Genomic DNA, 25901 nt, shown 5'->3' on the forward strand with positions numbered 1-25901 from the left:
CTTGCCGAATTTCGCACGCTAGGTGTCGTTTCACACAACGATAAGGGAGCGTGTCATGGCAAAAGGCGATCTGCCGGTTCTGGTTGGCGTGGGACAAAGCCTCAGCCAGTGGGATGGAACAAGCGGAGCAGACGGTGCGCCGTCGCCCCTGTCGCTCATGGTCGACGCGTCCAGGGCAGCCCTCTCTGACAGTGGTGCAGACCTCTCCAAGGCCATCGACACGATTGCGGTTGTTCGCATCTTTGAAGATTCAGTCGGTGGCGCACCGCACCCGCACGGCCATAACACCAACCTTCCCGGCACGCTGGCGCGCGATATTGGCGCTGCACCCGATACGCTGATCTATGAAACCGTTGGCGGTCAGAGCCCACAGGCCCTTGTCAATGAGATGGCCGCGCGCATCCATGCGGGCGATGCTGACTGCGTGCTGATCTCCGGTTCCGAGGCCAATCGGGCCTCGAAGGGCGCGCGCCGGAACAATGTGGAAATTAACTGGGCCGACGGCGCTGATGTGGATTACGAAGATCGCGGCATGGGTCCGATGATGCTGTCGCGCGAAGAAATCAAGCATGGCATCGTCGCGCCAGCTTATTTCTATGGCCTGTTCGAAAACGCCATCGCCGCCCGCGAAGGCCATTCACGCAGCCAGCACCGCAAGGCCATGGCCGAACTCTTCCAGCCCTTCTCTGTTGTTGCTGCAAAGAACCCGTATTCTCAATTCCCGGAGGAACGCTCGGTTGAGTTTCTTTCGACACCGTCCAAGGCGAACTACGAATATGCTGATCCGTTCCTGAAATGGTTCATCGCCCAGGACGCTGTGAACCAGGGCGCTGCTGCGATCCTGATGAGCAGCTCCAAAGCCGACGCATTGGGTGTTCCGGAAGACAAGCGTGTCTATCTTCACGGTGCAGGCGAAGCGGCCGACGATCTGATCTCGCTGCGCCCGAGACTCGACGGCTCATGGGCAATGCAGACCGCCATAGATCGCGCATTGGATCAGGCCGCGAAAGCAACAGGCGATATCAAGCATCTGGATCTCTATTCCTGCTTTCCATGCGCCGTGTTCTCTTCAACTGCCGCGCTGGGCATCGACTGGAAGAATGATCCGCGCCCACTCACCCTAACGGGTGGCCTGCCCTTTTTTGGTGGACCCGGAAACAATTATTCCCTGCACGGTATCGCGGAAATGGTGTCGACCCTTCGCGCAGATCCCGGCAGCTATGGCCTTGTGCTCGCCAATGGTGGCTGGATGACAAAGGAAGCGGTCGGGATCTACTCGACACAGAAGCCGACCCGTTTCGCACCCGCAGAATCCTATGCAACACCAACCGAACAAGTCACGCTTTGTGGCGAGGATTGCGAGGGAACGCTGGAAACCTTCACGGTCACGCATGGCAAGGAAGGACCGAACAAAGGCATCGCGTTCGTACGCCTCGAGGATGGGCGCCGGGCACTTGCCGTCGCATCCCCCGCTGCGCTCGCGACGTTACGTGAAGATGCCTCGCCCGTCGGCCGCAAGGTTGCCGTCAGCGTGGATACTGAAAAGGAGCGTGGCACGTTCAGTTTCATCTGACCGAGCCGCTTGCCCCGCCCCCCGGTTTCGACCAATCTCCGGCGCATGACGAAACATTTCAAGACATTCGGCGTCATTGGCGGCGGCGCATGGGGCACAGCGATTGCCCAGATGCTGACCCGTGAGGCCCAGGACGTGCTGATCTGGTGCCGCGAAGCAGAGGTGGCCGAAGCCATCAATACGCGCCATGAGAATACGGTCTTCCTGCCGGGCGTACCTTTGAACCCCGCGCTCAAGGCGACATCGGACCTCGCAGACCTGCACCTGATGGACGCGCTCTTTTCTGTCGCCCCTGCCCAGCACACACGGGCAACCTTGCAGGCACTGAAAGAGCATATCCGCCCCGGCACACCAGTTGTCCTCTGCTCCAAAGGCATCGAACTGAAGACAGGCGAATTCATGACGCAGGTGCTGGCCGACGAGCTGCCCGAAGCGGTTCCGGCTGTCATGTCCGGCCCGAGCTTCGCCATCGATGTGGCCAAGGGCCTGCCGACGGCTGTGACCTTTGCCATCGAAAATGAAACCCTTGGCGCCGAACTGATCGCCGCTGTTGCGACCCCGAATTTCCGCCCTTACCTCGCGCATGACCTGTTAGGTGCAGAGATCGGCGGCGCGGTGAAGAATGTGCTCGCCATTGCGTGTGGTATCGCACTCGGCAAGGGCCTGGGCCGCTCTGCCCATGCAGCGCTCATTGCCCGCGGCAGCGCGGAAATGACCCGGCTCGCTCTTGCCCTGGGCGCCGAGCGCGAAACCCTTTCCGGCCTGTCAGGGCTGGGCGACCTCGTCCTGACCTGTTCTTCCGAGACGAGCCGCAACATGAGCTGCGGACTGGCGTTGGGCAAAGGTGAGCCCCTTGAAGACATCATGGGCGCGCGAAACGCCGTGACCGAAGGCGTCGCAACCGCGCCGGTTCTGAAACGGATTGCTGCAGAACGCGGCGTCGACATGCCGATCTGTGATGCAGTTGCGGATGTGATTGAAGGCGCAATCAGCGTCGATGAAGCAATCCAACGCCTGCTGATGCGTCCGAACAAGGTTGAAACAGTCTAGGACGGGTTTACCGACATCAAGCCCGTCACACCGGGGTTTTCACCAGTTCGAAATGAGACCGGACGGTGGGTTTGTCGTCCGGAGAAACCGCGACACCGGTCTTGATCAGCTCGATCATATGACCAAGCACAGACATGGCCGCGGCTGGATGCAAGCGCTTGTCGACTTCGGCGTACATCACCTTGACCATTTCAGGGATCGAGGACTGACCCGCCCGAAGCTGGTCAAGAATGGCAGCTTCGCGAGCCCGGCGGTGGTTGGCGTATTCCGTGATGAAATGGTCGACGAATTCGCGGCCACGCACCGGATCGCCATGGGTCGGCCAAAGCGTGTCGAATTTCCTGGATTGAATCTTGTCGAGGCTGCGCATGTAATCGCCCATGTCCCCATCCGGCGGCGCGACAACAGTCGTGGACCAGCCCATGATGTGATCACCCGACAGACACGCATTCTCTTCGCGCAAGCCGAAGCAGAGATGGTTGCAAGTGTGACCCGGCGTCTCAATCACATCGAGTGTCCAGCCGGGGCCCGAAATCACGTCGCCATCGCCAACTTTGACATCCGGCATGAAGCCAAGGTCGTCTGCACTGCCAAGCTCGCCCTTGGCGGTCGGTACGCCGCAATTTTTCGCGTAAGTCTTGCAACCCGCCCACTGCGCCAAAGGCGTCGCCAGGGGGGAATGGTCGGAATGGCCATGAGTGACCAGAACGTGGGTGACCGTCTCCCCCTCCAGCGCCCGCTTTAGGGCTTCGAAATGCTCAGCATCTTCCGGGCCGGGATCAATGACAGCCACTTCTCCATGACCGATGATGTAGACGCCGGTGCCAACATAGGTGAACGGCCCGGGATTGTTCGCGATTACGCGGCGAATGAGCGGGGAAACCTGCTCTACGATGCCGTATTCAAACTCGATTTCGCGAACGTAGGGAATAGCCATATTATTCTAGTCTCTTGCAGCGATCCTGGCTTGCCGGAGCGATCAGCGCTTCTTCGAAGCAAAGGCGACGGCAAAGGCCTGCGCCATGCGACGTGTAGCCCTCAGCTTGGCGCCAAGCTTCAGCGCCACGGGCGGGCCCATATCCGTCTTGTTTGCATCGACGATGTAGATTCGTCCGGATGAACGGTCACGTAGGACGTCAACGCCGCCCCAGTCCAGTCCGATCGATGCAGCAAACCGCTCAATCACGGCAATTTCATCGCTCGTGTAGCAATTGCGAGGCTCGTCGAGCAAAACCTGAACATTCTCGTTCAGGAAACGGCGCTCCAAGGGCCGACGCTTGCGGAACACGATGACGGGTGAGCCGGCCACGATGCAACAGCGCAGATCCTCGACCAGACCGCCTTCGATCTCATTGTCGACGAGGCGCTGATAGGTCTTGCCCGGCAGAGGCGTATCCAGCGGACCTTCCAGAATCCGGCCATCATGCGCGGCATTCAATTCAGACTTCTCGACCATGCGGCCCTGATGGGTCGTAGGGTCAACCGCGAGAGAATATCCCGCAGCCTCTCCGAAAGCGGCTGCGACAGTCGATTTTGAAATATCATCACAGGTGAAATTGACCAGTTTCGCCCCATCACGAACCATCGGGACCGTATTGTCGGTTTCGGTGGAGTCATCAAACTGCATGACAATGTCAGCGGTCGCGACGTCATCAATCAATTTGGCACCTGACACATGTGTCACTGGCCAGATGAAATACCATGGGCGTGGCTTGTCAGGATAGAATGCAATCGTGGGGCGCTTGTGTCCGGTGACCCGGCGCCAGGTGCGCCATGTCTGCGCAAAGAAATAGAAGCAGAACCAGGTGAAGATGTCGTGCGCCAGCGAAAATGTGAGCGGAACGCGGTGCCCGGTCTTCTTCACCAGCATGGCGCCGTCATCGTATTTGAAATCGGTGATCCACAGACGATCGCTCATCCATTCCACTCCTCTTGCGCATACAGCCTCATGGCCAGCGCCTCCCTGTCTTGGCCTTCGCATGACCGGTCATCACTGACAACACACATAATGCGGCGCAAGTGTGACCACTTGCTCACAACATCTGTGAGCAGGATGGTCACAGCAGCGATTGCAGACTCGACAGATCATAGCCCGCATCTGCGGCAGCATCGACGATTTCCTGACCTGTACCCTGCCCGGCATGAGTCAGGGCCCATGCCGTTATGCATCGTGTCCCGGTGCGGCAATACGCCAACACCGGTTGAGGCGCTTCGTTCAGGATATTGCTCATCCGCTCGACGACTTCTGGGGTGGGGGCGCCTGAGAAAGGAAGTGCCACAAAGGCCAAACCCAGGGATTCGGCTTTGGCACGAATCGCGCCCATACGGGGCTGGTCCACGCCGCCTTCACCATCTGGGCGGTTCGCAACAATGGTTTTGAAGCCTGCAGCCTGAATTTGGGCAACATCCTCCTCGTTAATCTGGGGGGCGACAGCAAAAGCTTCCGTAACGCGGCGAATATCGGCCATATTTTAGTGTCCCTGCCTGAGTCTGCGGTCTTGATCGGCTGTCGCTACAAGCTAAGGATTGCGGATCGTTATGCCAAGCGTCGGTGACGGCGGCATGATCAAATTCCTATTACCAGCAGCGGAATAACTTAAGTACGTGTCCTCATTTCAACGTGTCATCAGCCGAATTCCGTGGGCCTATACGTTCAGGCGTCTGCTAATTGCAATCCCCACAATGCTTGCCATCGTAACGATGGCTTTCCTGATGATGCGCGCCGCTCCGGGTGGTCCGTTCGATGGTGAGCGGAAACTGCCGCCTGCGACCGAAGCTGCCATTGCAGCCAAGTTCGGTTTCGACAAACCGCTTCACGAACAATATCTGAGCTATGTTGGCGGCGTTGTCACCGGCGATTTCGGACCGTCCTACAAAACGCTTGGCAAGAGCGTGAACGACTTGATTGCAGACGGCCTGCCCATCTCCCTCACCATCGGGTTTCTCTCCATGGGTCTGGGCATAGCGGTGGGCACATTGCTGGGTGTTTTTGCGGGACTCAGACAAAATTCGGCGGCGGATTACAGCGTCATGGGGATCGCCATGGCAGGCATTTCGATCCCCACTTTTGTTACCGGCCCGATCCTGATCCTGATCTTTGCCCTTGGTGCCGGCATCTTCGCGGTTGGCGGTCTCGGAACCTATCCGAATATCGGGATGAACTGGCACAATATGACCTTGCCCGTAATCACGCTGGCCCTGCCACAGATTGCGATCATCTCCCGCCTCATGCGCGCCTCGATCATCGAGACAATGCGTTCCAACCATATCCGCACGGCGCGTTCCAAAGGCCTGACCGAACGCCAGGTGATTGCGCGTCACGCCCTGCCATCGGCCTTGCTGCCACTGATCTCGTATGCCGGCCCCGCAATGGCACGCGTCATGACCGGGTCAGTGGTGATCGAAAAGATTTTCGGCCTGCCCGGCCTCGGCTCATATTTTGTCGATGGTGCCCTGAACCGTGACTACACGCTCGTGATGGGCGCAATCATTGTCTATGCGGGCCTGATCGTACTGCTCAATCTTGTAGCAGACATTCTCTACGCCCTGCTTGATCCGAAAGTGAAGTACGATTGATGACGGATCTTGATCCTCTCCTCGACCCGACTGGTCGCATCGAACCGGTTCAGAATGCCATTATTGGGGGACGCTCGCTCTGGGAAGATGCCCGGGCGCGCCTGTTCCGCAACCGCGCCGCCGTCGTCTCCATGTGGATTCTCGGCTTCCTCATTCTGTTTGCAGTCGTCGGGCCATTTGTCTGGGTCCACAAGTACAGCACCATTTCTGACCTGCGCACCATTGCGCCGACGCTGGAAGGCCTGCATCCGCTCGGAACCGACCTGCAGGGACGAGACCTGCTTGCGCGCCTGATGATCGGCCTGCGTATCTCGCTCATGGTCGGCATTGTCGCCACGGCTGTCAGCCTCGTGATCGGCGTCAGTTGGGGTGCGACGGCAGGTTATCTCGGTGGTCGCGTCGACAATTTCATGATGCGCATTGTCGACGTACTCTACGCTCTGCCCTTCATCTTCTTCGTGATCCTGTTGCTGACGGTGTTTGAGCGCAACATTGTGCTGATCTTTGCAGCCATCGGCGCGATCGAGTGGCTGACCATGGCGCGGATCGTGCGCGGCCAGACACTCGCCATCAAGGGCAAGGAGTTCATTGAAGCTGCGCGCGCGTCTGGGGTCAGCCGCAAGGACATCATTGTGCGCCACATCCTGCCGAACGTGATCGGCCCGGTCGCCGTCTATGTCACGCTGACCATCCCGGTGGTGATCCTCGCCGAAAGCTTCCTGTCCTTCCTCGGCCTCGGTGTGAACGAGCCCCTTACCTCACTTGGCGTGCTGATTTCGGATGGCGCACACCGGATGGAAGAAAAGCCCTGGATGCTGCTGGCACCCGCCGTCACGATGGCAGTCACCTTGTTGTGCCTCAACTTTATCGGTGACGGCCTGCGCGATGCGCTGGATCCGAAAGACCGCTAGACAGTATTCACCTGGCACCTGGACAGACTGGACCAAGTGTGCCCGTCACACCGGGAAAATCTTGGTGTTCAGGGTGGCCTTTGCTGGTGCGCTGAGGCAAGAGATTCGCGGGTAATTTGAAAGAGCAAACGATGGCAAAATCGATGACCAGCATCGTTCCGGTACTAATGTGCGGCGGAGCGGGCACGCGGCTCTGGCCGCTATCGCGAAAGAGCTATCCAAAGCAATTTGTTCCCCTGATCGGCGATACATCCCTGTTCCAGGCATCCGCGCTGAGATTGACCGGAGGCGCTTTCACGCCGCCGCTTGTCCTCACCAATGCGGATTTCCGGTTCATCGTGCAAGAACAGCTCACCGACATCGAAATCGATGACGCTTCCATCATGATCGAGCCAGACGCGCGCAACACGGCCCCGGCAATCCTGGCGGCAGCACTGCATCTGCAAAAGACCCAACCAGATGCCCTGATGCTGATCGCACCATCCGACCATGTCATCCCGGACAGTGATGCATTTCTGGAGTCAATCAATGCGGCCGTCGATGCGGCCCGAAAAGGCCAGCTCGTCACGTTCGGAATCCAGCCCACACATCCCGAAACGGGATACGGATACCTGGAACTCAGCAAGCCGGTGGAAGACAACAGTCTGTCCCCCATCAAGTTGAAGCGGTTCGTGGAGAAGCCCTCTGCGACCAATGCCCTTAAAATGGTGAATAGTGGTGACTACCTCTGGAACGCAGGGATCTTCCTGTTCAGCGTCAAAAGCATTGTCGAAGCTTTCCAGAAACATGAACCGGGCATGGTTGAATGCGTGAGCAAGTCTGTCGATGACCTGCAGATGGATCTCGGCTTTATGAGGCTCGATCCGGAGAGCTGGAACCGGGCCCAGTCGATCTCGATCGACTATGCAGTCATGGAACGCACCGAAAATCTTAGCGTCGTGCCATTTTCGGGCGGATGGTCAGACCTTGGCGGCTGGGACGCCGTATTACGCGAAACCGGGCCGGACAAGCATGGGGTTTCGACCAGCGGACATGTCACGGTCATGGATTGCCAAGACTCCCTGATCAGGTCCGAAGATAATGGACTGGAAGTCGTCGGTATCGGTCTGAAGAACATCATAGCCGTTGCCATGCCGGATGCGGTGCTGATCGCGGATGCGTCCCGCGCACAGGACGTGAAACTGGCCGTTACCGAGCTCAAGGCCAAACAGGCACGCCAGGCCGAGCAATTTCCGCGGGACTATCGCCCCTGGGGCTGGTTTGAGTCCATTGCGAAGGGCGAACGTTTTCAGGTCAAGCGCATCCAGGTAAAGCCGGGCCAGTCGCTGTCCCTTCAATCGCACCATCATCGCGCCGAGCACTGGATTGTCGTATCCGGAACAGCCAAGGTCACGATCAATGAGGACGTCAAGCTCGTCACCGAAAACCAGTCCGTATACATCCCTGTAGGATCCGTTCACCGGCTGGAAAATCCGGGGAAATTGCCCGTCGTCCTCATCGAGGTTCAAACTGGCAGCTATCTCGGTGAGGATGACATCATACGATACGAAGATAAATACGCGCGCGATTAGAGTCTGCGGAGTCGAACTTATTTGAATTCGAATGAATCTGCACCTTGCGGCACGAGGTGCGGCACTCTTATCTAAAGAGTTCCCCCATTTCAGACCCGAGGATGCCCGTTGGAACTCTTTGTCTTCCTTTGCAGCCTCATCATATTTGTCAGTTTTGCGCTGATGCCGCTGGCAAGGCGAGCAGGAGCTCCATTTCTCTTGATCGCACTTCTCATCGGCATGCTGCTGGGAGAAGATGGTCCAGGCCGTATTCAATTCAGTAATTTCAACTTTGCGTTCGACCTTGGCAGCGTGGCCCTGGCCGTCATCCTGTTTGCCGGCGGATTGGAAACTGGACGCAGCGTCTTCCGTTCCGCTGGTGCGCCGGCATCCCTACTCGCAACCATCGGTGTACTGATTACAGCAGGCATCACGGGTGTTGCGGCCTGTCTATTCATGGGACTGCCCTGGCAAGTTGGTCTATTGCTTGGCGCAGCGGTCGCCTCTACCGACGCGGCCGCGACCTTCCTTCTCGTTCAGCAAAGCGGCATAGCCCTGAGACAACGCCTGAAGGATACGCTGCTGTTGGAATCGGGCCTGAACGACCCGATGGCCATTTTCCTGACAGTGTCGCTTACCACGCTGGTCGCCTCCATACAGACCAATGCGCCGGCGGACCTCCCCGGCATGGCTCTGTTTCTGCTCATGCAAGCCGGTATCGGCATTTTGGGCGGCGTCCTTGGCGGCAGGCTTCTGGCCCGCATTCTTGATCGCCTTTTCCTGCCAATGGGCACGTATCCCATCATGACCCTTGCAGGCGCCCTCGTCATCTTTACCGGCGTGTCGCTGGTTGGAGGCAGCGGCTTCCTCGCGGCATATCTTGCCGGCGTCAGTTTCAAGGCCAAACTGAAGCGACCAATCGATCGCATTGTCGACTTCAATGAAGCCTTCCAGTGGCTCTGCCAGATGGTGTTATTCCTGACCCTCGGTCTGCTCGTTACGCCGAGTGCGCTGTTAAACGACATCTGGCCTGCCATCGGATGCGCCGCAGTATTGATGCTGATCGCTCGACCGCTCGCCGTATTTGCCAGCGTGGGATGGATGGGCTTTTCCTTCCGTGAGAATGTCTTCCTGAGCTGGGTGGGCCTGCGCGGCGCGGTACCGATCCTTCTCGCGATCTATCCCGTCATCGCACCAGGACCGATTTCAGTTGGCTTCTTCAATGTCGTGTTCGTGATCGTGACAATCTCGCTGACCATTCAGGGCTGGACGATTGCGCCGACAGCACGGCTCCTTCGTCTGGGCCCGGAAGCCCAGACAAAGGAAATAACTGATACCTAGCGCAGCGCGATCTCGATATCATCGAGCAGATTGCGGACCCGTTTGGCATTCGCACCAAGATCAGACAGGCCGACCCGACTGGTTGAGCGCACATCAATGCGGGACCCGCCCTCTTCTGTCGGCTGGATACGGATCATGATGTCATCCTTGAAATCAAACCAGAAGCTCGTTTCGGTTGCCTCGATGCGACCGGCCGTCTCGTCACTGGCAACGATCACCCAACCGCGCTCCTTCACAAGCGTGAGGATGGCCTCGAATGCCGCTTCCGACGGAGCTTGAGTGATATAGGAATCAAGTTTCGGATAAGGGGCGTCCGCACGGTCATCCTGTTGGGTCGGATCGAATTCGGCCTCTTCCTGCAATTCGGACACGAGGCGCCCCGGAGTGCCCGGCCAACGGTCTTCGGCATATTCCGGAACGATTGGTGCAGCTTCGACCGGGTTCATGGCCTCGGTCTCGGCCCGGACGGCGAGCAGGGCATCGCTCGGCATGATCGGGTTGGACCAGTCGGTCTGAACGTCGTGGATCGGCGGCAAGCGGGACGCTTCCCCGCCAAACGCCGCGACGCGCCCAAAGCTGAGCCCGGCAATCAAGAGCGAGGCAAACGCCAGAATGAAAGCGCGTTTCCGGGGTGCTTTGATCAATGAGAGGATCACAGCGATCACTGAGACACCGAGCGCCACGAAGATCAGCTTGAGTCCCCAATTGATCGTCATCAGACCAAGCCCGACCTGCCAGTTCCACAGGCCCAGCTTGGTGCCAAGCGCTGCGATGATGAACCAGAAGACCGTAAAGATCGACAAGGCAAGCGACGCCTTGGCAACCGTGCCGCGCCATCCGGCATCCTGTGTCTGTTCTATCGTATCCATTGTGTTTCCAGCCCTCTCCGGATGATCCCTGTCACCTGACATAGATCACACTGCCCCTCTCAACCAGTCTCGTGGAACAGATTCGTGCGGAACAGCGTCCGCTCCTGCACGTTCAAACTGAACCTCTTCAACGTCAATTCGAAAGGAAAGACCATGGACCATTCCGGCAGCTATCTCCGCTTCGGCCTGATGATCACGACCTCCGCCATCGTCATGTTCGGACTTATGTATCTAAACACCTATGCCCTGCCCCATGTGCATTGGAGTGAAACCCGCTTCTACATGACCCTCATCATGGCCGCGTCGATGGCGATCGTAATGTTGGCCTTCATGCTCAACATGTATCAGGATAGCCGCAAGAACCTCGCAATATTCGTCGGCAGTGGCCTGCTCTTTGTTACCGCCCTGCTTCTGGTGCGCTCGCAAGCAACGGTAAGCGACCAATCATATATGCGCGCCATGATCCCGCATCATTCCATCGCCATCATGACCAGCGAAAGGGCGGGCATAGAAGACGTACGCGTTCAGCAATTAGCCGATGAAATCATCAAAGCTCAGAAGGTGGAAATAGCTGAAATGGAATGGCTGATCGATGACATCTCCAAAAATGGAAAAGCGGCCACTCCCGAAGAAGCAGCCGCCCGTCCAGTTCCCGAGTTCAGCCCGAACTAGGCCGTCGGCAGCTTGTAGTCCTTGAACTGGTTGCGCAGGGCCAGCTTGTTGATCTTGCCCGTGGCGCCAAGCGGAATTTCATCGACAAAGACGACATCGTCCGGTGTCCACCATTTGGCAATCTTGCCTTCCAGTTGGGCCAGCACGTCTTCCTTGCTCGGCGTTTCCCCCGGCGCGGCTTGTACCACCAGGAGTGGGCGCTCATCCCATTTCGGGTGATAGATGCCGATAGCCGCCGCATTGGCCACTTTCGGGTGGCCGACTGCGATGTTCTCGATGTCGATGGAGGAAATCCACTCGCCGCCTGATTTGATCACATCCTTCGCGCGGTCGGTGATGGTCATCGTGCCATACTCGTCGATATTGGCGACATCGCCCGTATCAAAATAGCCGTCCTCGTCCAGCACGTCGCCGCCGACGCCCTTGAAGTATCCAGCTGCAATCGCAGCGCCGCTCACCATCAACCGGCCAGATGTCTCGCCATCATTCGGCAGCACCTTGCCTTCGTCATCGACGATCTTGAGCTCCACGCCGAATGGCGGGCGCCCTTGCTTGAGCTTCTGCTCCATACGCGTGTCGATGTCGGCATTCACGAGATGGGGCGGCAAGGCGCCCAGCGTTCCCAGCGGCGAGGTTTCGGTCATGCCCCAGGCGTGGACAACGTCCACTTCATAATCCTGCTCGAAGGCACGAAGAATCTTCTCCGGAATGGCTGAGCCCCCGATCAGAACCTTCTTCAAGTGCGGCAGCTTGAGATTGTTTTCCTGCAAATGTGTCAGCAGCATCAGCCAGACGGTTGGAACCGCGGCGGTGATCGTCACCTTTTCCGTATCCAGCAATTCATAGATGGATGCGCCATCCATCTGTGCCCCCGGCATTACCATGTTCGAGCCGACAGCAGGACAGGACAGTGCAAGGCCCCATGCATTGGCGTGAAACATCGGCACGACCGGTAGAACCACATCATCAGCGCCCATGCCCATCACATCCTTGCCCATCGTGATCAGCGTGTGCAACACGTTCGAGCGGTGGGAATAAAGCACCCCTTTCGGATCGCCTGTAGTGCCCGACGTATAACAAAGGCCACATGCGGTATCTTCCGGAAAGTCGCCCCAGCGGACCTCGGTCGAGCGACCATCAATCCAGATATCAAACGGGATTGCACCGAGAGAGTTTTCCGGCATCGTGTCAGCATCAGCGTATATGACGAAAGTCTTCACCGTCTGCAGATGGTCCTTGATGGCCTCCACAATAGGCAGGAAGGTCTTGTCGAAGATGAGCACCTTGTCTTCGGCGTGATTTGCGATCCAGGCGACCTGTTCAGGGTGCAGGCGTGGATTGATCGTGTGGAGCACCGCGCCAATGCCCATGGCGCCATACCAGGAGGCCATATGCCGTTCAGAGTTCCAGCCCAGCGTCGCCACGCGGTCGCCCAACTGAATGCCGCTATCGATAAGCGCATTCGAGACCTGCTTGGACTGGTCAAAGAGATTGGCATAGGTCGTGCGGACAATATGGCCTTCCACGCGCCGAGTGATGATTTCTCGTGTAGGATTGATGCGCTTGGCGTGTTCGAGGATTTTGTTAACCGTCAGCGGCCAGTCCTGCATGATACCCAGCATGGTAAGTCTCCCTGTAATGTTTTGTCTTCGGCAATAATTGCCTGATTTAGAACCGGTTTATGCGTGCGATTGCTGCAGCGCAAGAAGAGGACCACCCGAATGAACCACTCCGCACTGCTTGTTATCGCTCTCATCCTGCTGTCTGGCTGCGGCCCGTCAAGCGATACCCCACAGTCAGGGGCCGTGGAGCCCGCAATCACCGAGGCTTCTGCGCGCATGCCCCTGCCCGACTATTTCGACTGCCTGCGTGAAAACGGAGGCGTGGTGATCGCTGCGCATCGCGGGGGCCCTGCGCCGGGCTATCCTGAGAATGCCATTGAGACGATGCAGTTCAATTTCGACAACGGGGTCCGGGTCTTCGAGATTGATGTCGCCGAAACCCGAGACGGCGTGTTGACCCTGATGCATGATGACCGGCTGAACCGAACGACGACCGGCCGGGGCTATGTCTCCGATATCAGCTGGGAAGAACTGTCGGGCCTGACCCTGGTCGACAATGATGATCGTCACACGCGCTTTAGCCCGCCCAAGCTGACCGACGCCCTGATCTGGGCCCGAAACAGCGGCGCCATTCTGGAACTCGACCGCAAGAAGACCACAAGCTTCGCCAATATGGCCAAGGCCGTTTATGCGGCTGGCGCGGAAGAGAACATCATCATGATTTCCTACAATGATGACGAAGCCGCCGAAATCGCAGCCATCGACCCCCATTTCATGATGACCGCCTCGGCACGCGGCGGCCGTGACATTGCGGCACTTGAGGCACGCGGTGTGGACTCCCGTCGACTGATCGCCTGGACCGGCACTGGCCGCCCCGATGCCGCAGCCTGGGATCGCAATGCCCGCAACGATGTCGAATCCGCTTTCGGCACGCTGGGTCGTTCCGGCGAGCGATTGGACGATATCTATCTGGCCGACGGCAACGGATCGGAGTTTCAGGATCTTGCCGATGACGGCCTCGTCATGCTGGCCACTGACCGGCCGCTCGAAGCGGCCGAGGCAATGACCGCAGATGACACCGCCATCGCCGCGTGTGGTGGCTAGGCTCGGGCAGAAACCATCCGTTGCCAGAGCACAAAGATCACAGGCACAACCAGCTCGATACCCAGCGCGACCATCTGGTCCTGCGCGGGCTGACCGACGGTCATCACTGAGACAAGACGACCGAGCCCTCCGATAAAGATGGCTGCGCTAACCACCAGAAGAAGCCGCCCTTGTTTTTCGATGGATGGAATGATCGACCAGATCAGGAAGCTCACCACAAGATACATACCGGAGAAGTACCGATACTGATTGTCCAGTTCTGTCGTGACGCCTGCCGGGGACAATCGTTCCGCCCCGTGCAGAAAGCCCATCAGGGCAAAAATAGCGGGAATGAGTGAGAAAATGCCAAGGGCAATCTGAAGTCCGCGTTTCATTATGTGGTGTACCTCCCCTAATGGCGCATCGTTTCCGTACGCCCTGCCGTCACTTACTCACGGCAAATGTCTGGTGACAATGATTGACGCAACGTCTTCCCAGGCGTATGAGGCGCGCGGGCTCTGGGACGCCCGCCGCTCGCAAGGCCTTTGGTCTTTCGGTGAAGATCCCCCGGCGCACTCCGCGCCGCGACTTTTGATCACGGAACACCGGTCCATCCGGCAGTCCCGCGGCAAGGCGAGCCCCGCTGAGAAGCGACTGCCCGGACAAGGATGTTTCCAATGTCTATTTCAATAACAACGCGCGAACAGGCCAAGGCCCGTGCCCGCGACATACGGACAGAACAGGCAAATGCCGGTACGTCCATCTCACATGCGAGAGCACTTGAGCTCGTCGCGACTGAACTCGGCTACCGCGACTGGAATACCGCATCGGCGCGCCTGTCGAACAAACCCGAGGCACCCTGCCAGCTGGGTGACCGCATCTCGGGCCGCTACCTCAAACAATCCTTTGAGGGGCGCGTGCATGCAATCCGCGAACTGGCGGGTGGCATGGGGTACGAAGTGACCCTGCACTTCGACACGCCGGTAGATGTGGTTGAGTTCGAGAGCTTCTCGGGATTTCGCCAGCGCGTGACCGCCATGGTGAGTGGTGATGGCGTGTCATGGGCAAAGACCAGTGATGGCGTCCCGCACCTTGTCATCGAAGCCGTCTCGAACGGAATCGTTTGATCTGGCAGCGGAACGCTACGGATAGAGTCGACCGGTGGTCCAACCCTCGTTTGAGCGGACAAACTTCAGCCGGTCGTGCATCCGGAAAGCCTGGTCCTGCCAGAACTCGATCTCGACCGGCACGACACGGAACCCGCCCCAGAATTCGGGGCGGGGAATGTCTGGTCCGTCGCCGAAGATTTCCGATAGTTCAGCCACGCGCTGTTCGAACTCGGCCCGATCGGCCAGTGGACGCGACTGGTCAGACGCGATGGCGCTGATACGGCTCTGGGCGGCACGGGTGGCAAAATACTCATCGGCGGCCTCTTCGGAGACTGGCATAACCGTCCCGCGCACCCGCACCTGCCGGCGCTGGCTCTTCCAATGAAAGCCAAGCGCTGCTTTGGGGGTCTCGGTCAGTTGCTGGCCTTTGGCACTTTCGAGATTGGTGAAGAAAACAAACCCCGCCTCAGTCACCTCTTTCAACAATACAATACGGACATCCGGCATGCCGTCAGCGTCCACGGTCGCCAGAGACATTGCGTTGGAATCATTCGGTTCGGCTTCGCGCGCCGCCGCCATCCACTCTTTGAACAGGGCTATCGGGTCAGCCACGTCTGGAATCAGGGGTTTTCCCGACGGGTCGGTCAGATAATCCGTCGCGCTGGGTGAAGGGGGAATGATGTCGGGTTGGTCGCTCTGGCTCATCGATCTGTCCGCTCGTCAGGCTGTGGGGGCTGGCCGTCATATAGGCCAATCGGGCGCGGAGTCATACCGCTACGGCGGCGACATCCTGCGGCATAGGCGCATGGCCGCTTGCCCTTCTCTGACAAATTCGTCATTGATGCCGCGAAATCACCCTATGCAAGAAGGACTCTCCCATGAAAAAGCCCGTGAAAGTCGCTGTAACTGGCGCTGCAGGCCAGATCGGTTATGCGCTCCTGTTCCGCATTGCCGCTGGAAACATGCTTGGACCTGACCAGCCGGTCGACCTTCACCTGCTGGAAATCACGCCTGCGCTCGGCGCGCTCGAGGGCGTGGTCATGGAATTGAACGATTGCGCCTTCCCGCTCCTGAACAATATCGTCGCCACTGACGACCCGAATGTTGCGTTCAAGGATTGCGACTTTGCCCTGCTCGTCGGCGCGATGCCACGCAAACAGGGCATGGAACGCAAGGACCTGCTGTCTGCAAATGGCGGTATCTTCGGCCCACAGGGTAAGGCGATCAATGATCATGCCAGCCGAGACGTGAAAGTGCTTGTCGTCGGCAACCCGGCCAACACCAATGCCCTGATCGCACAACAGAATGCGCCTGATCTGGATCCGAAATGCTTCACCGCCATGGTCCGTCTCGACCACAACCGCGCGATGAGCCAACTGGCTGAGAAGACGGGCGCCCACAATACCGACATCAAGAAGATGACAATCTGGGGCAACCATTCCTCAACTCAGTACCCAGACCTGCATCACGCCACCGTCAAAGGCGAAGCTGCCCTCTCCAAAGTCGATCAGGACTGGTACGAAAACACCTTCATACCGGACGTGCAGCAGCGCGGCGCCGCCATCATTAAGGCCCGTGGTGCCTCTTCGGCCGCTTCGGCTGCGTCAGCCGCCATCGATCATATGCGCAGCTGGGCCCTCGGCACCGAAGCTGGTGACTGGGTGTCCATGGGCATCCCGTCCGATGGCTCCTACGGCATTGAGCCGGGCGTCATCTACGGCTACCCGTGCACCTGCAAGGACGGCAAGTACGAGATCGTCCAGGGTCTCGAAATCGGTGAATTCTCGCGCGCCCGCATGGATGCGACCGAGAAAGAACTGCGCGAAGAGCGCGAAGCTGTTCAGGACCTGCTCGGCTAGGCCCTGACTCAATACTGAAACGGGCAGCCATGTCTCACAACACGTTCGGCCACCTCTTCCGCGTGACCACCTGGGGCGAAAGCCACGGGCCCGCACTCGGATGCGTGGTCGATGGCTGCCCGCCTAATCTTCCGCTGGATGAGGCCTTCATTCAGCAATTCCTCGACCAGCGCCGCCCCGGCACCTCGCGATTCGTAACCCAGCGTCGGGAACCCGATCAAGTGAAAATCCTGTCCGGCGTCTTTGAGGATGACCGGACCGGCGGCCCTGTCACCACAGGCACACCGATCTCGCTGATGATCGAAAATACAGATCAACGGTCGAAAGATTATGGTGAGATCCGTGATCGGTACCGCCCCGGTCATGCCGACTATTCCTACGATCAGAAATATGGCGTCCGAGACTATCGCGGCGGTGGCCGCTCCAGTGCGCGCGAGACTGCCGCGCGGGTAGCTGCAGGCGCGGTGGCGCGCCGCGTTCTTGGCGACGGAATCTTCTTGCGCGGCGCTGTCGTCCAGATCGGCCCCCATGCCATCGACCGCTCGCGCTGGAACTGGGATGAAACGCAATCGAACCCATTCTGGTGTCCTGACGCCGAAATAGTGCCCGTCTGGGAGACCTTTCTGGACGAAACTCGCAAGGCTGGAAGCTCTGCTGGCGCAATTGTAGAGGTCGAAGCGACGGGGATTCCTGCGGGTTGGGGCGCTCCCATATACGGAAAACTGGATAGCGAACTCGCGGGTGCCATGATGAGCATCAATGCGGCCAAGGGCGTGGAAATCGGCGAAGGCTTTGCCGCCGCGGCTTTGTCCGGTGAGGAAAACGCCGACCAGATGCGCACTGGCAATGACGGCGCCCGTTTCCTGTCCAACCATAATGGCGGCATTGCGGGCGGCATTTCAACCGGTCAGCCGATCGTCGTGCGAATCGCAATCAAACCAACATCTTCCATCCTTACCCCCGTCCAGACTGTCACGCGTGACGGTCAGGAGGTGGACGTACGCACCATCGGACGGCATGATCCCTGTGTTGGCATTCGTGCGGTGCCGGTGGCGGAGGCGATGCTCGCCTGTGTGCTGGCCGACGCGAAGTTGCGACATAGAGGGCAGACGGGAAAATGACCGCAAATGCGCATGTCACAGTAAGTTCACATACCTGCTATCGGCATTGCACATTGAACCTGCTACCTCGCGTTCAGTATTCAAATAGCGATGGGTTGGCGTAATGGGTGGCGTAGAAATTTTCGGCATCATTGGATTTATGCTGGCGTGCTACGCCGTCGTCGCGAATGATTCGATCCAGACACTGGGGACATTCCTGTCCTCGAATGCAAAGCGTCCTTGGTGGGTCCTGTGGATTTTTGCCAGCGCAATTCTGTTGGCCGTGCTCTTCTACGGGTATTTCAATGGTCAGGGAGACGTTGCCTACGAACGTCTCGACAAATTGTCTGTGCTGCCAGGTGAAGGGGATCGCACCGCGGTGCTGATGCCCGGCATTCAATGGTGGCACGCCCTGCCTCCCCTGGTCCTGCTATTCCTGACTCGATTTGGCATCCCTGTGTCGACGACCTTCCTGGTCCTGACCCTGTTTGCCTTGTCGGGCGGGTCTGCCAGCGATGGCATCCTCGAAAAAATGATCATCAAGTCGGCAATGGGCTATGTCGTGGCGTTCGCGTGCGGCGCTGTGATCTGGATAATAATTTCCCGCACGTTCGAGCGTTGGGTCTTTCATACGAAAGACGAATTGCCTTGGCCCTACTGGATCACATTCCAGTGGCTGACGACGACCTTCCTCTGGTCACAATGGCTGATGCAGGATCTGGCGAACATCTTCGTTTACCTGCCGCGAACGGTCACAGTCACTGGTGACGAAACGCATGTGGCCTTTTCGCTCGGCTACGTCATTTTCGGCGCGATCCTGCTTGTGGCCATCCAAGGCTACATCTTCGCCACGCGCGGCGGCCAGATTCAGAAGATTGTGGAACGCAAGATCAACACGGTGGATGTCCGCGCCGCGACAATCGTCGACCTGATCTACGGAATCATCTTGTTCCTGTTCAAAGAAGTCAGCAATGTGCCGATGAGCACGACTTGGGTATTCCTTGGCCTGTTGGCCGGTCGCGAACTCGCGATCTCCTACGTCGCGCATCTGCGCGAAAAGAATGAGGCCGTGAAAGACGTTCTCGGCGATGCCGGACGTGCCTTCCTCGGCCTCATCATTTCGATCATTCTGGCTTTTGCCATGCCCCTCATGGGGACAGGTAAGCTTCCGAGCTTCTAGCCCCGTTGGCGTTTAGGCGAACAGGTTAAAGATCGGATCGAGCGCGATCGCGAGACTCACCCCGACGACGCCTGCCAGTGCCAGCATGGCTCCCCGCAGGACGCGCAGGCTCGACTCGTTGAGGGTCAGGTCCCTGTGCGCCAGCCAGGAAACGTGATTATCATTATGATCTAGGACTGCCATAGGTGGCTCCTTTCATTCCTGGTAAATAGTTCGTGTCACATGACCGTAACGTAACTGTCATATTACTGTCATGTTCCATTCGCGCAAATCAATATTTTTTCATACAGGATTAAGCAGCGCCCGTAGCTCTGGAAAAAAGTTTCATTTCAAGGCGTTATGATGATCGCCGGAAGGTGCTGATTTTTGTAAGAAATGCCAGTGACTGCGTTTCAGGCACCAATCCTGTCAAATCGCATGCTTGTACGGCGTCCCAGGACAGATAGCTTTTGTAGTATGGCTCGTGGAAACCGTGGGGAAAATATTCCAACAGTCCATCAAGGTCCGAATAGTCTCCAAATTGCGCGCTATCTGCCAGGATAAACAGACCGCCCGGCTTCAGGACTCGTCGAATTTCCGCCAGCACCTTCTCCCTCACGCGGGGCGGCAATTCGTGGAACAGGAAAATGGAGACCACCATATCGAGGCTATTGTCCTCTACGGGCATCGCCTCGGCCGCCTCGTGCAGGATCTCTACCTGTTTCCACGGTTTCAGACGTGTGCGGGCGGCGTCGGTATAGGTCGGTGACAGGTCCAGCCCGCTCGCCATTAACCTTGGATATACCTGCATCACTTGCGACAGGAAGCGGCCATTGCCGCACGCCACATCCAACAGGCTGACACCGCGTTGGTCGCGTCCCCTGAGCTCCCGTGAAATCTCGGCCAGAACGGCGCGGCGCATCGCATCTGCTGTGCCAGTAAACAATGCTTCGACCTGAGTGTCATAGATATCGGCGCTGTCCTCGGTAAACCAGCCGCCGGACTGATAGTGGAAATTCTGGAGATAGTAGGCGGGATACCGGTTATGCCCGTCGGTCACCTGTTGCCGTACTTCCGTTCCATTGCGTTCCAATCGGCGCCGATCAACGTCCTCGACATCTTCCCGGAAAGCCCGCGCCGATCTCAACGCTTTCGGCAAATCCTTCAGGCGCACATCCGATGGCGCTGGATACAGCCCTGCCTCAACATTCAGGCGGTCCTTGATGAACAGTTCGAAATAGGCTCGGCGCAGGACAGCAAGGTCGGGCTGGCCTCGGGTGGGCTGGAACGTTGGTTCGCCCGGGCGATCAAAGCCGCTGGCACGCCGACGCGCCGCGCTCATCTGCGCGCCATACCAAGCCGACCGCAGCCCTTGTGCAGCAGCGTAACGCGCCCGGCCGGCGGTGCGGGTGGCGATGTCGAACACTCCCATGCAGTCAATATGTGGCCAGGTGTACCCGGCGTCCAGTTTTCACCTACTGTTCAGGTTCCGCCCCGCAGTATGCTAGTCTGACACTGGCGGACGTGTATCCGCGACAAGGAGTATTGCGATGAAATCCCACTCGCTGTTCATCGGAGCGCTGGCCATGGCCAGTCTTGCCATACCGGCTACGGCCTCGGCCCAAAGCGGATATGGCTACACCTATAATCCCCCTGTCCAGAACGTCCAATGTGAGCGCCAGCGCAAGGATGACCAGTTTGCGGGCGTGCTCGTCGGCGCGATTGCGGGCGGCCTGATCGGCGGGGCAATCGGCAATAATGTGGATGATGGCGATGCCTACCACTACCGGGGTCACAGAGGGTATCGCGGCCATAGAGGTTATCGCGGTCATCGGCGTCACGGCGGATACCATCATGGCAACGGAAACTCTGATGAAGTCGCTGCGGGCGCCATTCTCGGCGCGATTGTGGGCGGTCTTGCTGGCGGAGCCATTGCAGAAGACACAAGCCGACCCTGTCAGGTTGCAACACCTTATGGAGCGGCCACGAGCGGTACCTATCCAGCCGGCGGCATTCCGCGCACGACCGACGGCCTGTATGGCGGACCGGAGATCATGAACTATCCCAACACGCCGCCGCCAAGCCGCACATATCCGGCGTCAACGACTGCGGGACCGACCCTGCCGCCCCAACCGGGCACCGATATCGAGTGCCGCACGATTGAGCGCGAAACGCGGCTGCCCGATGGTCAGGTCATCCGCGACCCGATCACCGCATGCCGCGATCCCTATGATGGCACATGGGAGATCAATGACGGTTTCGGGGACGAGAACTACTAGGCGCCGGAACTAGGTTCGCACCGCATAAAACAGGCGTTCCGCATTGCCGTCGCCCCCGGTGATAGGGCTTTGTGTCCATGACTGGATTGGCCATCCCTGCCCGGCCATCCATTCCGTGAAAACGTCCGCCGCCAAGTCTGCCTTTTCGGAATCTGTGACCAGTCCGCCCTTGCCGATGTTTTCCCGACCAACCTGGAATTGCGGCTTGAACAGGCCGACAATTTCCGCCCGCTCAGCCGCGAGCGACAGAGGAACGGCCAGCAGCTTTTCGAGCGCAATGAAGCTCGCATCGCATACGAGCAAGGAAGGCGTGTCGCCCAGCATCTCTCCGGTCAGGGTCCGGGCGTCTTGAGCTTCCAGGCTCGTGACGCCGTCCTCATCGGAAAGAGAGGAGTGAAGCTGGCCTCGCCCGACATCGACCGCGACGACATGCGTCGCACCGGCCCGCAACAGCACGTCTGTGAAACCACCTGTGGACGCCCCGATGTCAAGGCAAACGCGCCCAGCCGGATCAACGCCAAAAGCGCTCAGGCCGTGCGCCAGTTTCAATCCCCCTCGCGATACGTAAGGGTGCGCCGGTTGTGCCTCGATGCGGTCGTCGCGTGACAGCATTTGCGATGGTTTGGTGACCACGACGCCGCCAGCCGTCACATTGCCTGCCTCAATCGCGGCGCGCGCAGAGGCTCGGCTGTCGAACAACCCCAGACTAACGAGCAATTTATCCGCGCGGTCCTTCACGACATGGAGCCTTCCTGCCAAATAGACGTTAAGCCTATATCAGAACCCCGCTGACAGGAGACCCCCATGATCACTCGAACTGCAATCGCCTCACTCGCCATCGCCCTTGCCGCTTGCGGACAGCAAGGCGCGACCCCGCAGGAGATGCCCGACAGCGACAATGGCTTGCCAACGACAGACGAAATGCCCGGGCCGGATGAGGGCGTGTTCCCTTCCATGATGACCGCGACGGCTTCCATCATTGGCGCGGAAGGCACGGAGATCGGCACCGCGAATTTTCTCGATGGTCCGAATGGCGAAATGATTCGTGTTGAACTCAATTCCGGCAGCTTGACGCCCGGCTGGCACGGCATCCATTTACACGGCACCGGCACGTGTGAAGATGTTGGCGTGTTCAAGGCATCCGGTGGTCATCATGGAAAGATCGAAGGTGCGCATGGCCTGCTCAATCCGAAGGGACCGGAAGCCGGCGACCTGCCAAATATCTGGGTCGCGGAAGATGGTTCGGCCGGATATGAGGCGTTCACACGCCTGACCGCACTCGACTCCCTGTTGGATGAAGACGGCTCGGCGCTCATCATCCATGAGGCCGAAGACGACCACATGACCCAGCCTATTGGCGGCGCCGGTGCGCGAGTGGCGTGCGGCGTTATTCAATAGGCACCACCAGATCAGAAATATTGAAAAGCCGCGCAATTTCGCGCGGCTTTTCCACGATTTGGTGGTTGCGAAATTCCAATTCCCGTTACAGGCTTCGCTAAAAATGGGAATTGGGAGGAATAGAATGACTGGATTTTCACGGCGGGAAGCTCTGCTGGGCGGGGCAGCCATCGCGACACTTGCGGCATGCGGACAAACGCCGAGCGACGCCGCAGCCACCGTGCCGACAGGTCCCGTGGCAGCAAAAGCTGTCCCACCAGCCGGTTGGGAAAGCGGTCTCACCATCGCCGCCCGAATTGCCTCCGGCGAAACCACTTCGCTCGTAGAAACGGAAAAAGCCATCGCTCGCGCCAAGGCCGTGAATGGCGATCTCAATGCGATCGCCACCGACAGCTTTGACCAGGCCTTGCGCGACGCAGCCGTCCCCGCGCCGGGAACGTTCAGTGGCGTGCCCACATTCATGAAAGACCTTGTCGGGTGGAAGGGCACGCAATCCATGTGGGGTAGCCGCGCTTTCGTGGGCAATATTTCCCAGGAGGATTCCCCCTTTGCCGCAGCGTGGAGAAAGGGAGGAGTCGTTTCTCTCGGTAAATCCACGACACCCGAAATGGGGCTCATTTCATCAACCGAGCCGCTCGTAACAGGCCCGACCCGCAATCCTTGGGACCTATCCCGAATTCCGGGCGGATCGTCCGGCGGCGCAGCCGCCCTCGTGGCCGCACGTGTCGTCCCGTTCGCGCATGCCAGCGATGGCGGCGGATCCATCCGCATTCCCGCTTCTACGTGTGGTGTTTTTGGGCTGAAGCCATCACGTGCCCGACTGGACAAGCGGGACGCGGCCAACGCTCCGCCTGTCGATATCTCGGTCAACCATGCCGTGACCATCACGGTGCAGGATTCCATTGAGCTGTTTCGTGTGGCGGAGACCAATGACGGGACCTATGCACCCCTCGGAGACATATCGACCCTGAACCGTCCGCTACGGATTGGCTTCGCACCGGACTCGATCAGCGGGACACGCGTGTCCCCTGAAACCACCGCAGCGCTTGAGGACGTCGCGCAGCTCTGCCGGGATCTGGGCCATGAGGTGATCGACTTCAAAGTTCCGCTCGACGGCAAGGAGTTCACCGACAAGTTCCTGCTCTACTGGGCGGCTGGCGCCGCCGAGTTTGCCCAACAGGCCAGCGCCTATTCCGGCAAGCCTATCGGGCCCGACATCGTCGAGCCATGGACGCTCGGCCTGGCCGCCATGTTCCAGGCGCGGCAGTCGGAAATGGAAGACACGATCGCGTATCTCAAGGCATTCGAAGCCGTCTATGACGACTGGTTCAGCGACATGGATGTGCTACTCACACCCGTAACAGGCAGCCCCGCCGTACCGATTGGCGAACAGGCCCCGGATGGAGATTTCGACGCGGTCATGGAGAGTGTTCTGAACTTTGCCGCTTTCACTGCGCCGATGAACGTTGCAGGCGCAGCCTCGATGAGCGTGCCCTTGTCATGGTCGTCGGGCGGCCTGCCGATCGGCTCCATGTTCTCTGCCAAACGGGGCGAGGATGGCCTGCTGTTTGAACTGGCCATGCAGCTCGAAATGACACGCCCCTGGATTGCGCGCACGCCGCCAGTCTCGGCGCTCTGATCCTGCATAGTGTCGACCGCTGTTTCCTCAACTGACGCAATGACGGCGCCGCTGGTTTTCGGCTACGGAATGGCGGCTGACGGCACCATCGCATCGCTGAACTGGGAGGATGTGACCTCCGGCCGATTGAATGAGTTCAGTCGCCACTGGTTGCACCTCAACCGTTTGTCGCCGGAAGTGAGAACCTGGCTCGCTCGCCAGAGCGGGCTGGACCGTATCGCCACCGAGGCGCTGCTTCAGGAAGACACTCGCCCGCGCTCGACCCGGCATGGTGCTGGTTTCCTGATCAATTTGCGCGGCATGAACCTGAACGAAGGCGAAGCACTGGAAGACATGCTGGCCTTGCGCATGTGGGCCAGTGAAAGCTCTCTGATCACGTTGCGCGCCAAGCCCATCCAGGCGACGCGCGATGTCGAACTGAAGGTCAAAGAGGGCAATGCGCCCAATTCAACGGGCGGCCTTGTTGCCGCCCTTGCCGATGCGTTGACCGACCGGATGGAACCGGAAGTGTCGCGTTTCGATGAACAGGCGGACCAGTTCGAGGATGATCTGCTTGATCCTGGTACGCGTCTCCCGCGCTCCAAACTGTCGGAGTTGCGCCGCCGCGTATTGCAGGTACGTCGCTATATTTTGCCCCAACGCGAGGCACTTTCCCAGCTTGTCCGCGAAGGCACCCAGTCCGGCTTGTTCTCCGATCATGATCTGCTGTTCCTCCGCGAGTCCGCTGATCGGGTCACACGTCTGGCGGAAGAACTCGACACGATCCGGGACCGCTGCACCGTGTTGCAGGAACAGGTGATAGAGGAACGCGCGGAAGTGATGAACCAGCGCTTGTTCGTGCTCTCGATCCTGTCAGCGGTCTTCCTGCCGATCAGCTTCGTGACGGGCCTTTTCGGCGTTAATGTGGGCGGCATGCCGGGGGTTCAAAGCGCCGGCGCATTTGCCATCCTGGTTGGGGCGCTCGCGGTGGCGACCATCCTGATGCTGGCCATCTTCCGCTGGCGACGCTGGATCTGACTCTGCCCTCGCTGATCGGGGCATTTATTAATCACACCTTGCACTGAAACCTGAAATCTGCGCGCCAGCTTTGCCGGATTGCAACAATCGGCTGTTAACTATGATCGAGCGGCGACCTTATTCAGGCGACGCCGCGCCCTATATCTGATACAGC

Annotated in this window: 26 protein-coding genes; 16 read left to right on the plus strand and 10 right to left on the minus strand. The window is 58.8% G+C overall.

Annotated features, from left to right (window positions below; genetic code table 11):
• Positions 1-55 precede the first annotated feature (55 nt).
• A complete protein-coding gene (locus B3527_RS10360) occupies positions 56-1573 on the plus strand; it encodes an acetyl-CoA acetyltransferase (protein WP_290479821.1) in 1518 nt (505 codons plus the stop codon).
• A 45-nt stretch (positions 1574-1618) separates the two neighbouring features.
• Positions 1619-2623, plus strand: a complete 1005-nt coding sequence (locus tag B3527_RS10365; RefSeq protein ID WP_290479822.1) for an NAD(P)H-dependent glycerol-3-phosphate dehydrogenase — start codon at positions 1619-1621, stop codon at positions 2621-2623.
• Between the two features lie 25 nt (positions 2624-2648).
• Here the strand turns inward: B3527_RS10365 and B3527_RS10370 are convergent, their stop codons facing one another.
• From B3527_RS10370 to B3527_RS10380, 3 genes are all read right to left on the minus strand, one after another.
• Positions 2649-3560, minus strand: a complete 912-nt coding sequence (locus tag B3527_RS10370) for an MBL fold metallo-hydrolase (protein WP_206991157.1) — start codon at positions 3558-3560, stop codon at positions 2649-2651.
• A 42-nt stretch (positions 3561-3602) separates the two neighbouring features.
• Positions 3603-4541 carry a hypothetical protein gene (locus tag B3527_RS10375; RefSeq protein ID WP_206991158.1) on the minus strand — a complete coding sequence of 313 codons (939 nt, stop codon included), beginning with the start codon at positions 4539-4541 and terminating at the stop codon, positions 3603-3605.
• Positions 4542-4680: 139 nt separating this feature from the next.
• Complete coding sequence (locus B3527_RS10380; RefSeq protein ID WP_034810871.1) at positions 4681-5091, minus strand: TIGR01244 family sulfur transferase; 411 nt, start codon at positions 5089-5091, stop codon at positions 4681-4683.
• A 136-nt stretch (positions 5092-5227) separates the two neighbouring features.
• On the opposite strand from B3527_RS10380, the gene B3527_RS10385 reads away from it, so the two are divergent.
• From B3527_RS10385 to B3527_RS10400, 4 genes are all read left to right on the plus strand, one after another.
• Positions 5228-6199, plus strand: coding sequence for an ABC transporter permease (locus tag B3527_RS10385; RefSeq protein ID WP_290479823.1), 972 nt, complete (start codon positions 5228-5230; stop codon positions 6197-6199).
• Positions 6199-7110, plus strand: a complete 912-nt coding sequence (locus B3527_RS10390; protein ID WP_290479824.1) for an ABC transporter permease subunit — start codon at positions 6199-6201, stop codon at positions 7108-7110. The genes B3527_RS10385 and B3527_RS10390 overlap by 1 nt, the downstream gene beginning before the upstream one ends.
• 131 nt (positions 7111-7241) lie before the next feature.
• On the plus strand, positions 7242-8681 hold the full coding sequence (locus B3527_RS10395) for a mannose-1-phosphate guanylyltransferase/mannose-6-phosphate isomerase (protein ID WP_290479825.1): 1440 nt from the start codon (positions 7242-7244) through the stop codon (positions 8679-8681).
• Positions 8682-8789: 108 nt separating this feature from the next.
• A complete protein-coding gene (locus B3527_RS10400) occupies positions 8790-10001 on the plus strand; it encodes a potassium/proton antiporter (protein ID WP_290479826.1) in 1212 nt (403 codons plus the stop codon).
• On the opposite strand, the gene B3527_RS10405 is transcribed toward B3527_RS10400, so the two are convergent.
• The gene (locus B3527_RS10405) at positions 9998-10870 is read right to left on the minus strand and encodes a DUF1499 domain-containing protein (RefSeq protein ID WP_206991162.1); all 873 of its coding nucleotides are present in this window, start codon (positions 10868-10870) and stop codon (positions 9998-10000) included. The genes B3527_RS10400 and B3527_RS10405 overlap by 4 nt on opposite strands.
• A gap of 153 nt (positions 10871-11023) precedes the next feature.
• Here B3527_RS10405 and B3527_RS10410 point away from each other — a divergent pair, with 153 nt between their 5' ends.
• Complete coding sequence (locus B3527_RS10410; protein WP_206991163.1) at positions 11024-11542, plus strand: DUF305 domain-containing protein; 519 nt, start codon at positions 11024-11026, stop codon at positions 11540-11542.
• Here the strand turns inward: B3527_RS10410 and B3527_RS10415 are convergent.
• A complete protein-coding gene (locus B3527_RS10415) occupies positions 11539-13164 on the minus strand; it encodes a long-chain-fatty-acid--CoA ligase (RefSeq protein ID WP_206991164.1) in 1626 nt (541 codons plus the stop codon). The genes B3527_RS10410 and B3527_RS10415 overlap by 4 nt on opposite strands.
• Positions 13165-13263: 99 nt before the next feature.
• On the opposite strand from B3527_RS10415, the gene B3527_RS10420 reads away from it, so the two are divergent.
• Complete coding sequence (locus tag B3527_RS10420) at positions 13264-14208, plus strand: glycerophosphodiester phosphodiesterase family protein (RefSeq protein ID WP_290479828.1); 945 nt, start codon at positions 13264-13266, stop codon at positions 14206-14208.
• On the opposite strand, the gene B3527_RS10425 is transcribed toward B3527_RS10420, so the two are convergent.
• The gene (locus B3527_RS10425; protein ID WP_206991165.1) at positions 14205-14582 is read right to left on the minus strand and encodes a DUF4345 domain-containing protein; all 378 of its coding nucleotides are present in this window, start codon (positions 14580-14582) and stop codon (positions 14205-14207) included. The genes B3527_RS10420 and B3527_RS10425 overlap by 4 nt on opposite strands.
• A 282-nt stretch (positions 14583-14864) precedes the next feature.
• Between B3527_RS10425 and B3527_RS10430 the strand changes: the two genes are divergently transcribed.
• Positions 14865-15314 carry a glyoxalase superfamily protein gene (locus B3527_RS10430; protein ID WP_290479829.1) on the plus strand — a complete coding sequence of 150 codons (450 nt, stop codon included), beginning with the start codon at positions 14865-14867 and terminating at the stop codon, positions 15312-15314.
• Positions 15315-15329: 15 nt separating this feature from the next.
• Here the strand turns inward: B3527_RS10430 and pdxH are convergent, their stop codons facing one another.
• Positions 15330-16001: a pyridoxamine 5'-phosphate oxidase gene (gene pdxH / locus B3527_RS10435; protein WP_206991167.1), complete on the minus strand. Its 672-nt coding sequence runs from the start codon at positions 15999-16001 to the stop codon at positions 15330-15332.
• A 173-nt stretch (positions 16002-16174) separates the two neighbouring features.
• Between pdxH and B3527_RS10440 the strand changes: the two genes are divergently transcribed.
• The 3 genes from B3527_RS10440 (at position 16175) to B3527_RS10450 (ending at position 19435) form a co-directional block, all read left to right on the plus strand.
• Positions 16175-17155: a malate dehydrogenase gene (locus B3527_RS10440; protein ID WP_206991168.1), complete on the plus strand. Its 981-nt coding sequence runs from the start codon at positions 16175-16177 to the stop codon at positions 17153-17155.
• Between the two features lie 29 nt (positions 17156-17184).
• Positions 17185-18276 carry a chorismate synthase gene (gene aroC / locus B3527_RS10445; RefSeq protein WP_290479830.1) on the plus strand — a complete coding sequence of 364 codons (1092 nt, stop codon included), beginning with the start codon at positions 17185-17187 and terminating at the stop codon, positions 18274-18276.
• 103 nt (positions 18277-18379) lie between these two features.
• Positions 18380-19435 carry a hypothetical protein gene (locus B3527_RS10450; RefSeq protein WP_206991170.1) on the plus strand — a complete coding sequence of 352 codons (1056 nt, stop codon included), beginning with the start codon at positions 18380-18382 and terminating at the stop codon, positions 19433-19435.
• Positions 19436-19447: 12 nt separating this feature from the next.
• Here the strand turns inward: B3527_RS10450 and B3527_RS10455 are convergent, their stop codons facing one another.
• Both B3527_RS10455 and B3527_RS10460 read right to left on the minus strand, forming a co-directional pair.
• Complete coding sequence (locus B3527_RS10455; protein WP_156947775.1) at positions 19448-19618, minus strand: hypothetical protein; 171 nt, start codon at positions 19616-19618, stop codon at positions 19448-19450.
• 154 nt (positions 19619-19772) lie between these two features.
• Complete coding sequence (locus B3527_RS10460; protein WP_290479831.1) at positions 19773-20846, minus strand: class I SAM-dependent methyltransferase; 1074 nt, start codon at positions 20844-20846, stop codon at positions 19773-19775.
• A 118-nt stretch (positions 20847-20964) separates the two neighbouring features.
• Between B3527_RS10460 and B3527_RS10465 the strand changes: the two genes are divergently transcribed.
• Positions 20965-21693, plus strand: a complete 729-nt coding sequence (locus tag B3527_RS10465; protein ID WP_206991173.1) for a hypothetical protein — start codon at positions 20965-20967, stop codon at positions 21691-21693.
• Positions 21694-21702: 9 nt separating this feature from the next.
• Here the strand turns inward: B3527_RS10465 and B3527_RS10470 are convergent, their stop codons facing one another.
• Positions 21703-22431 carry a TlyA family RNA methyltransferase gene (locus B3527_RS10470; protein ID WP_290479832.1) on the minus strand — a complete coding sequence of 243 codons (729 nt, stop codon included), beginning with the start codon at positions 22429-22431 and terminating at the stop codon, positions 21703-21705.
• A gap of 66 nt (positions 22432-22497) precedes the next feature.
• Between B3527_RS10470 and B3527_RS10475 the strand changes: the two genes are divergently transcribed.
• The 3 genes from B3527_RS10475 (at position 22498) to B3527_RS10485 (ending at position 25747) form a co-directional block, all read left to right on the plus strand.
• Positions 22498-23091: a superoxide dismutase family protein gene (locus tag B3527_RS10475; RefSeq protein ID WP_290479833.1), complete on the plus strand. Its 594-nt coding sequence runs from the start codon at positions 22498-22500 to the stop codon at positions 23089-23091.
• Positions 23092-23215: 124 nt separating this feature from the next.
• Positions 23216-24730 carry an amidase family protein gene (locus B3527_RS10480; protein WP_290479834.1) on the plus strand — a complete coding sequence of 505 codons (1515 nt, stop codon included), beginning with the start codon at positions 23216-23218 and terminating at the stop codon, positions 24728-24730.
• Positions 24731-24739: 9 nt separating this feature from the next.
• Entirely contained in the window at positions 24740-25747 is a 1008-nt protein-coding gene (locus B3527_RS10485) for a zinc transporter ZntB (RefSeq protein ID WP_290480936.1), read from the plus strand.
• The last annotated feature ends 154 nt before the right edge of the window (positions 25748-25901 follow it).

The organism is Hyphomonas sp. UBA4505 (assembly GCF_002388685.1).
In the GTDB taxonomy this organism is placed as follows: domain Bacteria; phylum Pseudomonadota; class Alphaproteobacteria; order Caulobacterales; family Hyphomonadaceae; genus Hyphomonas.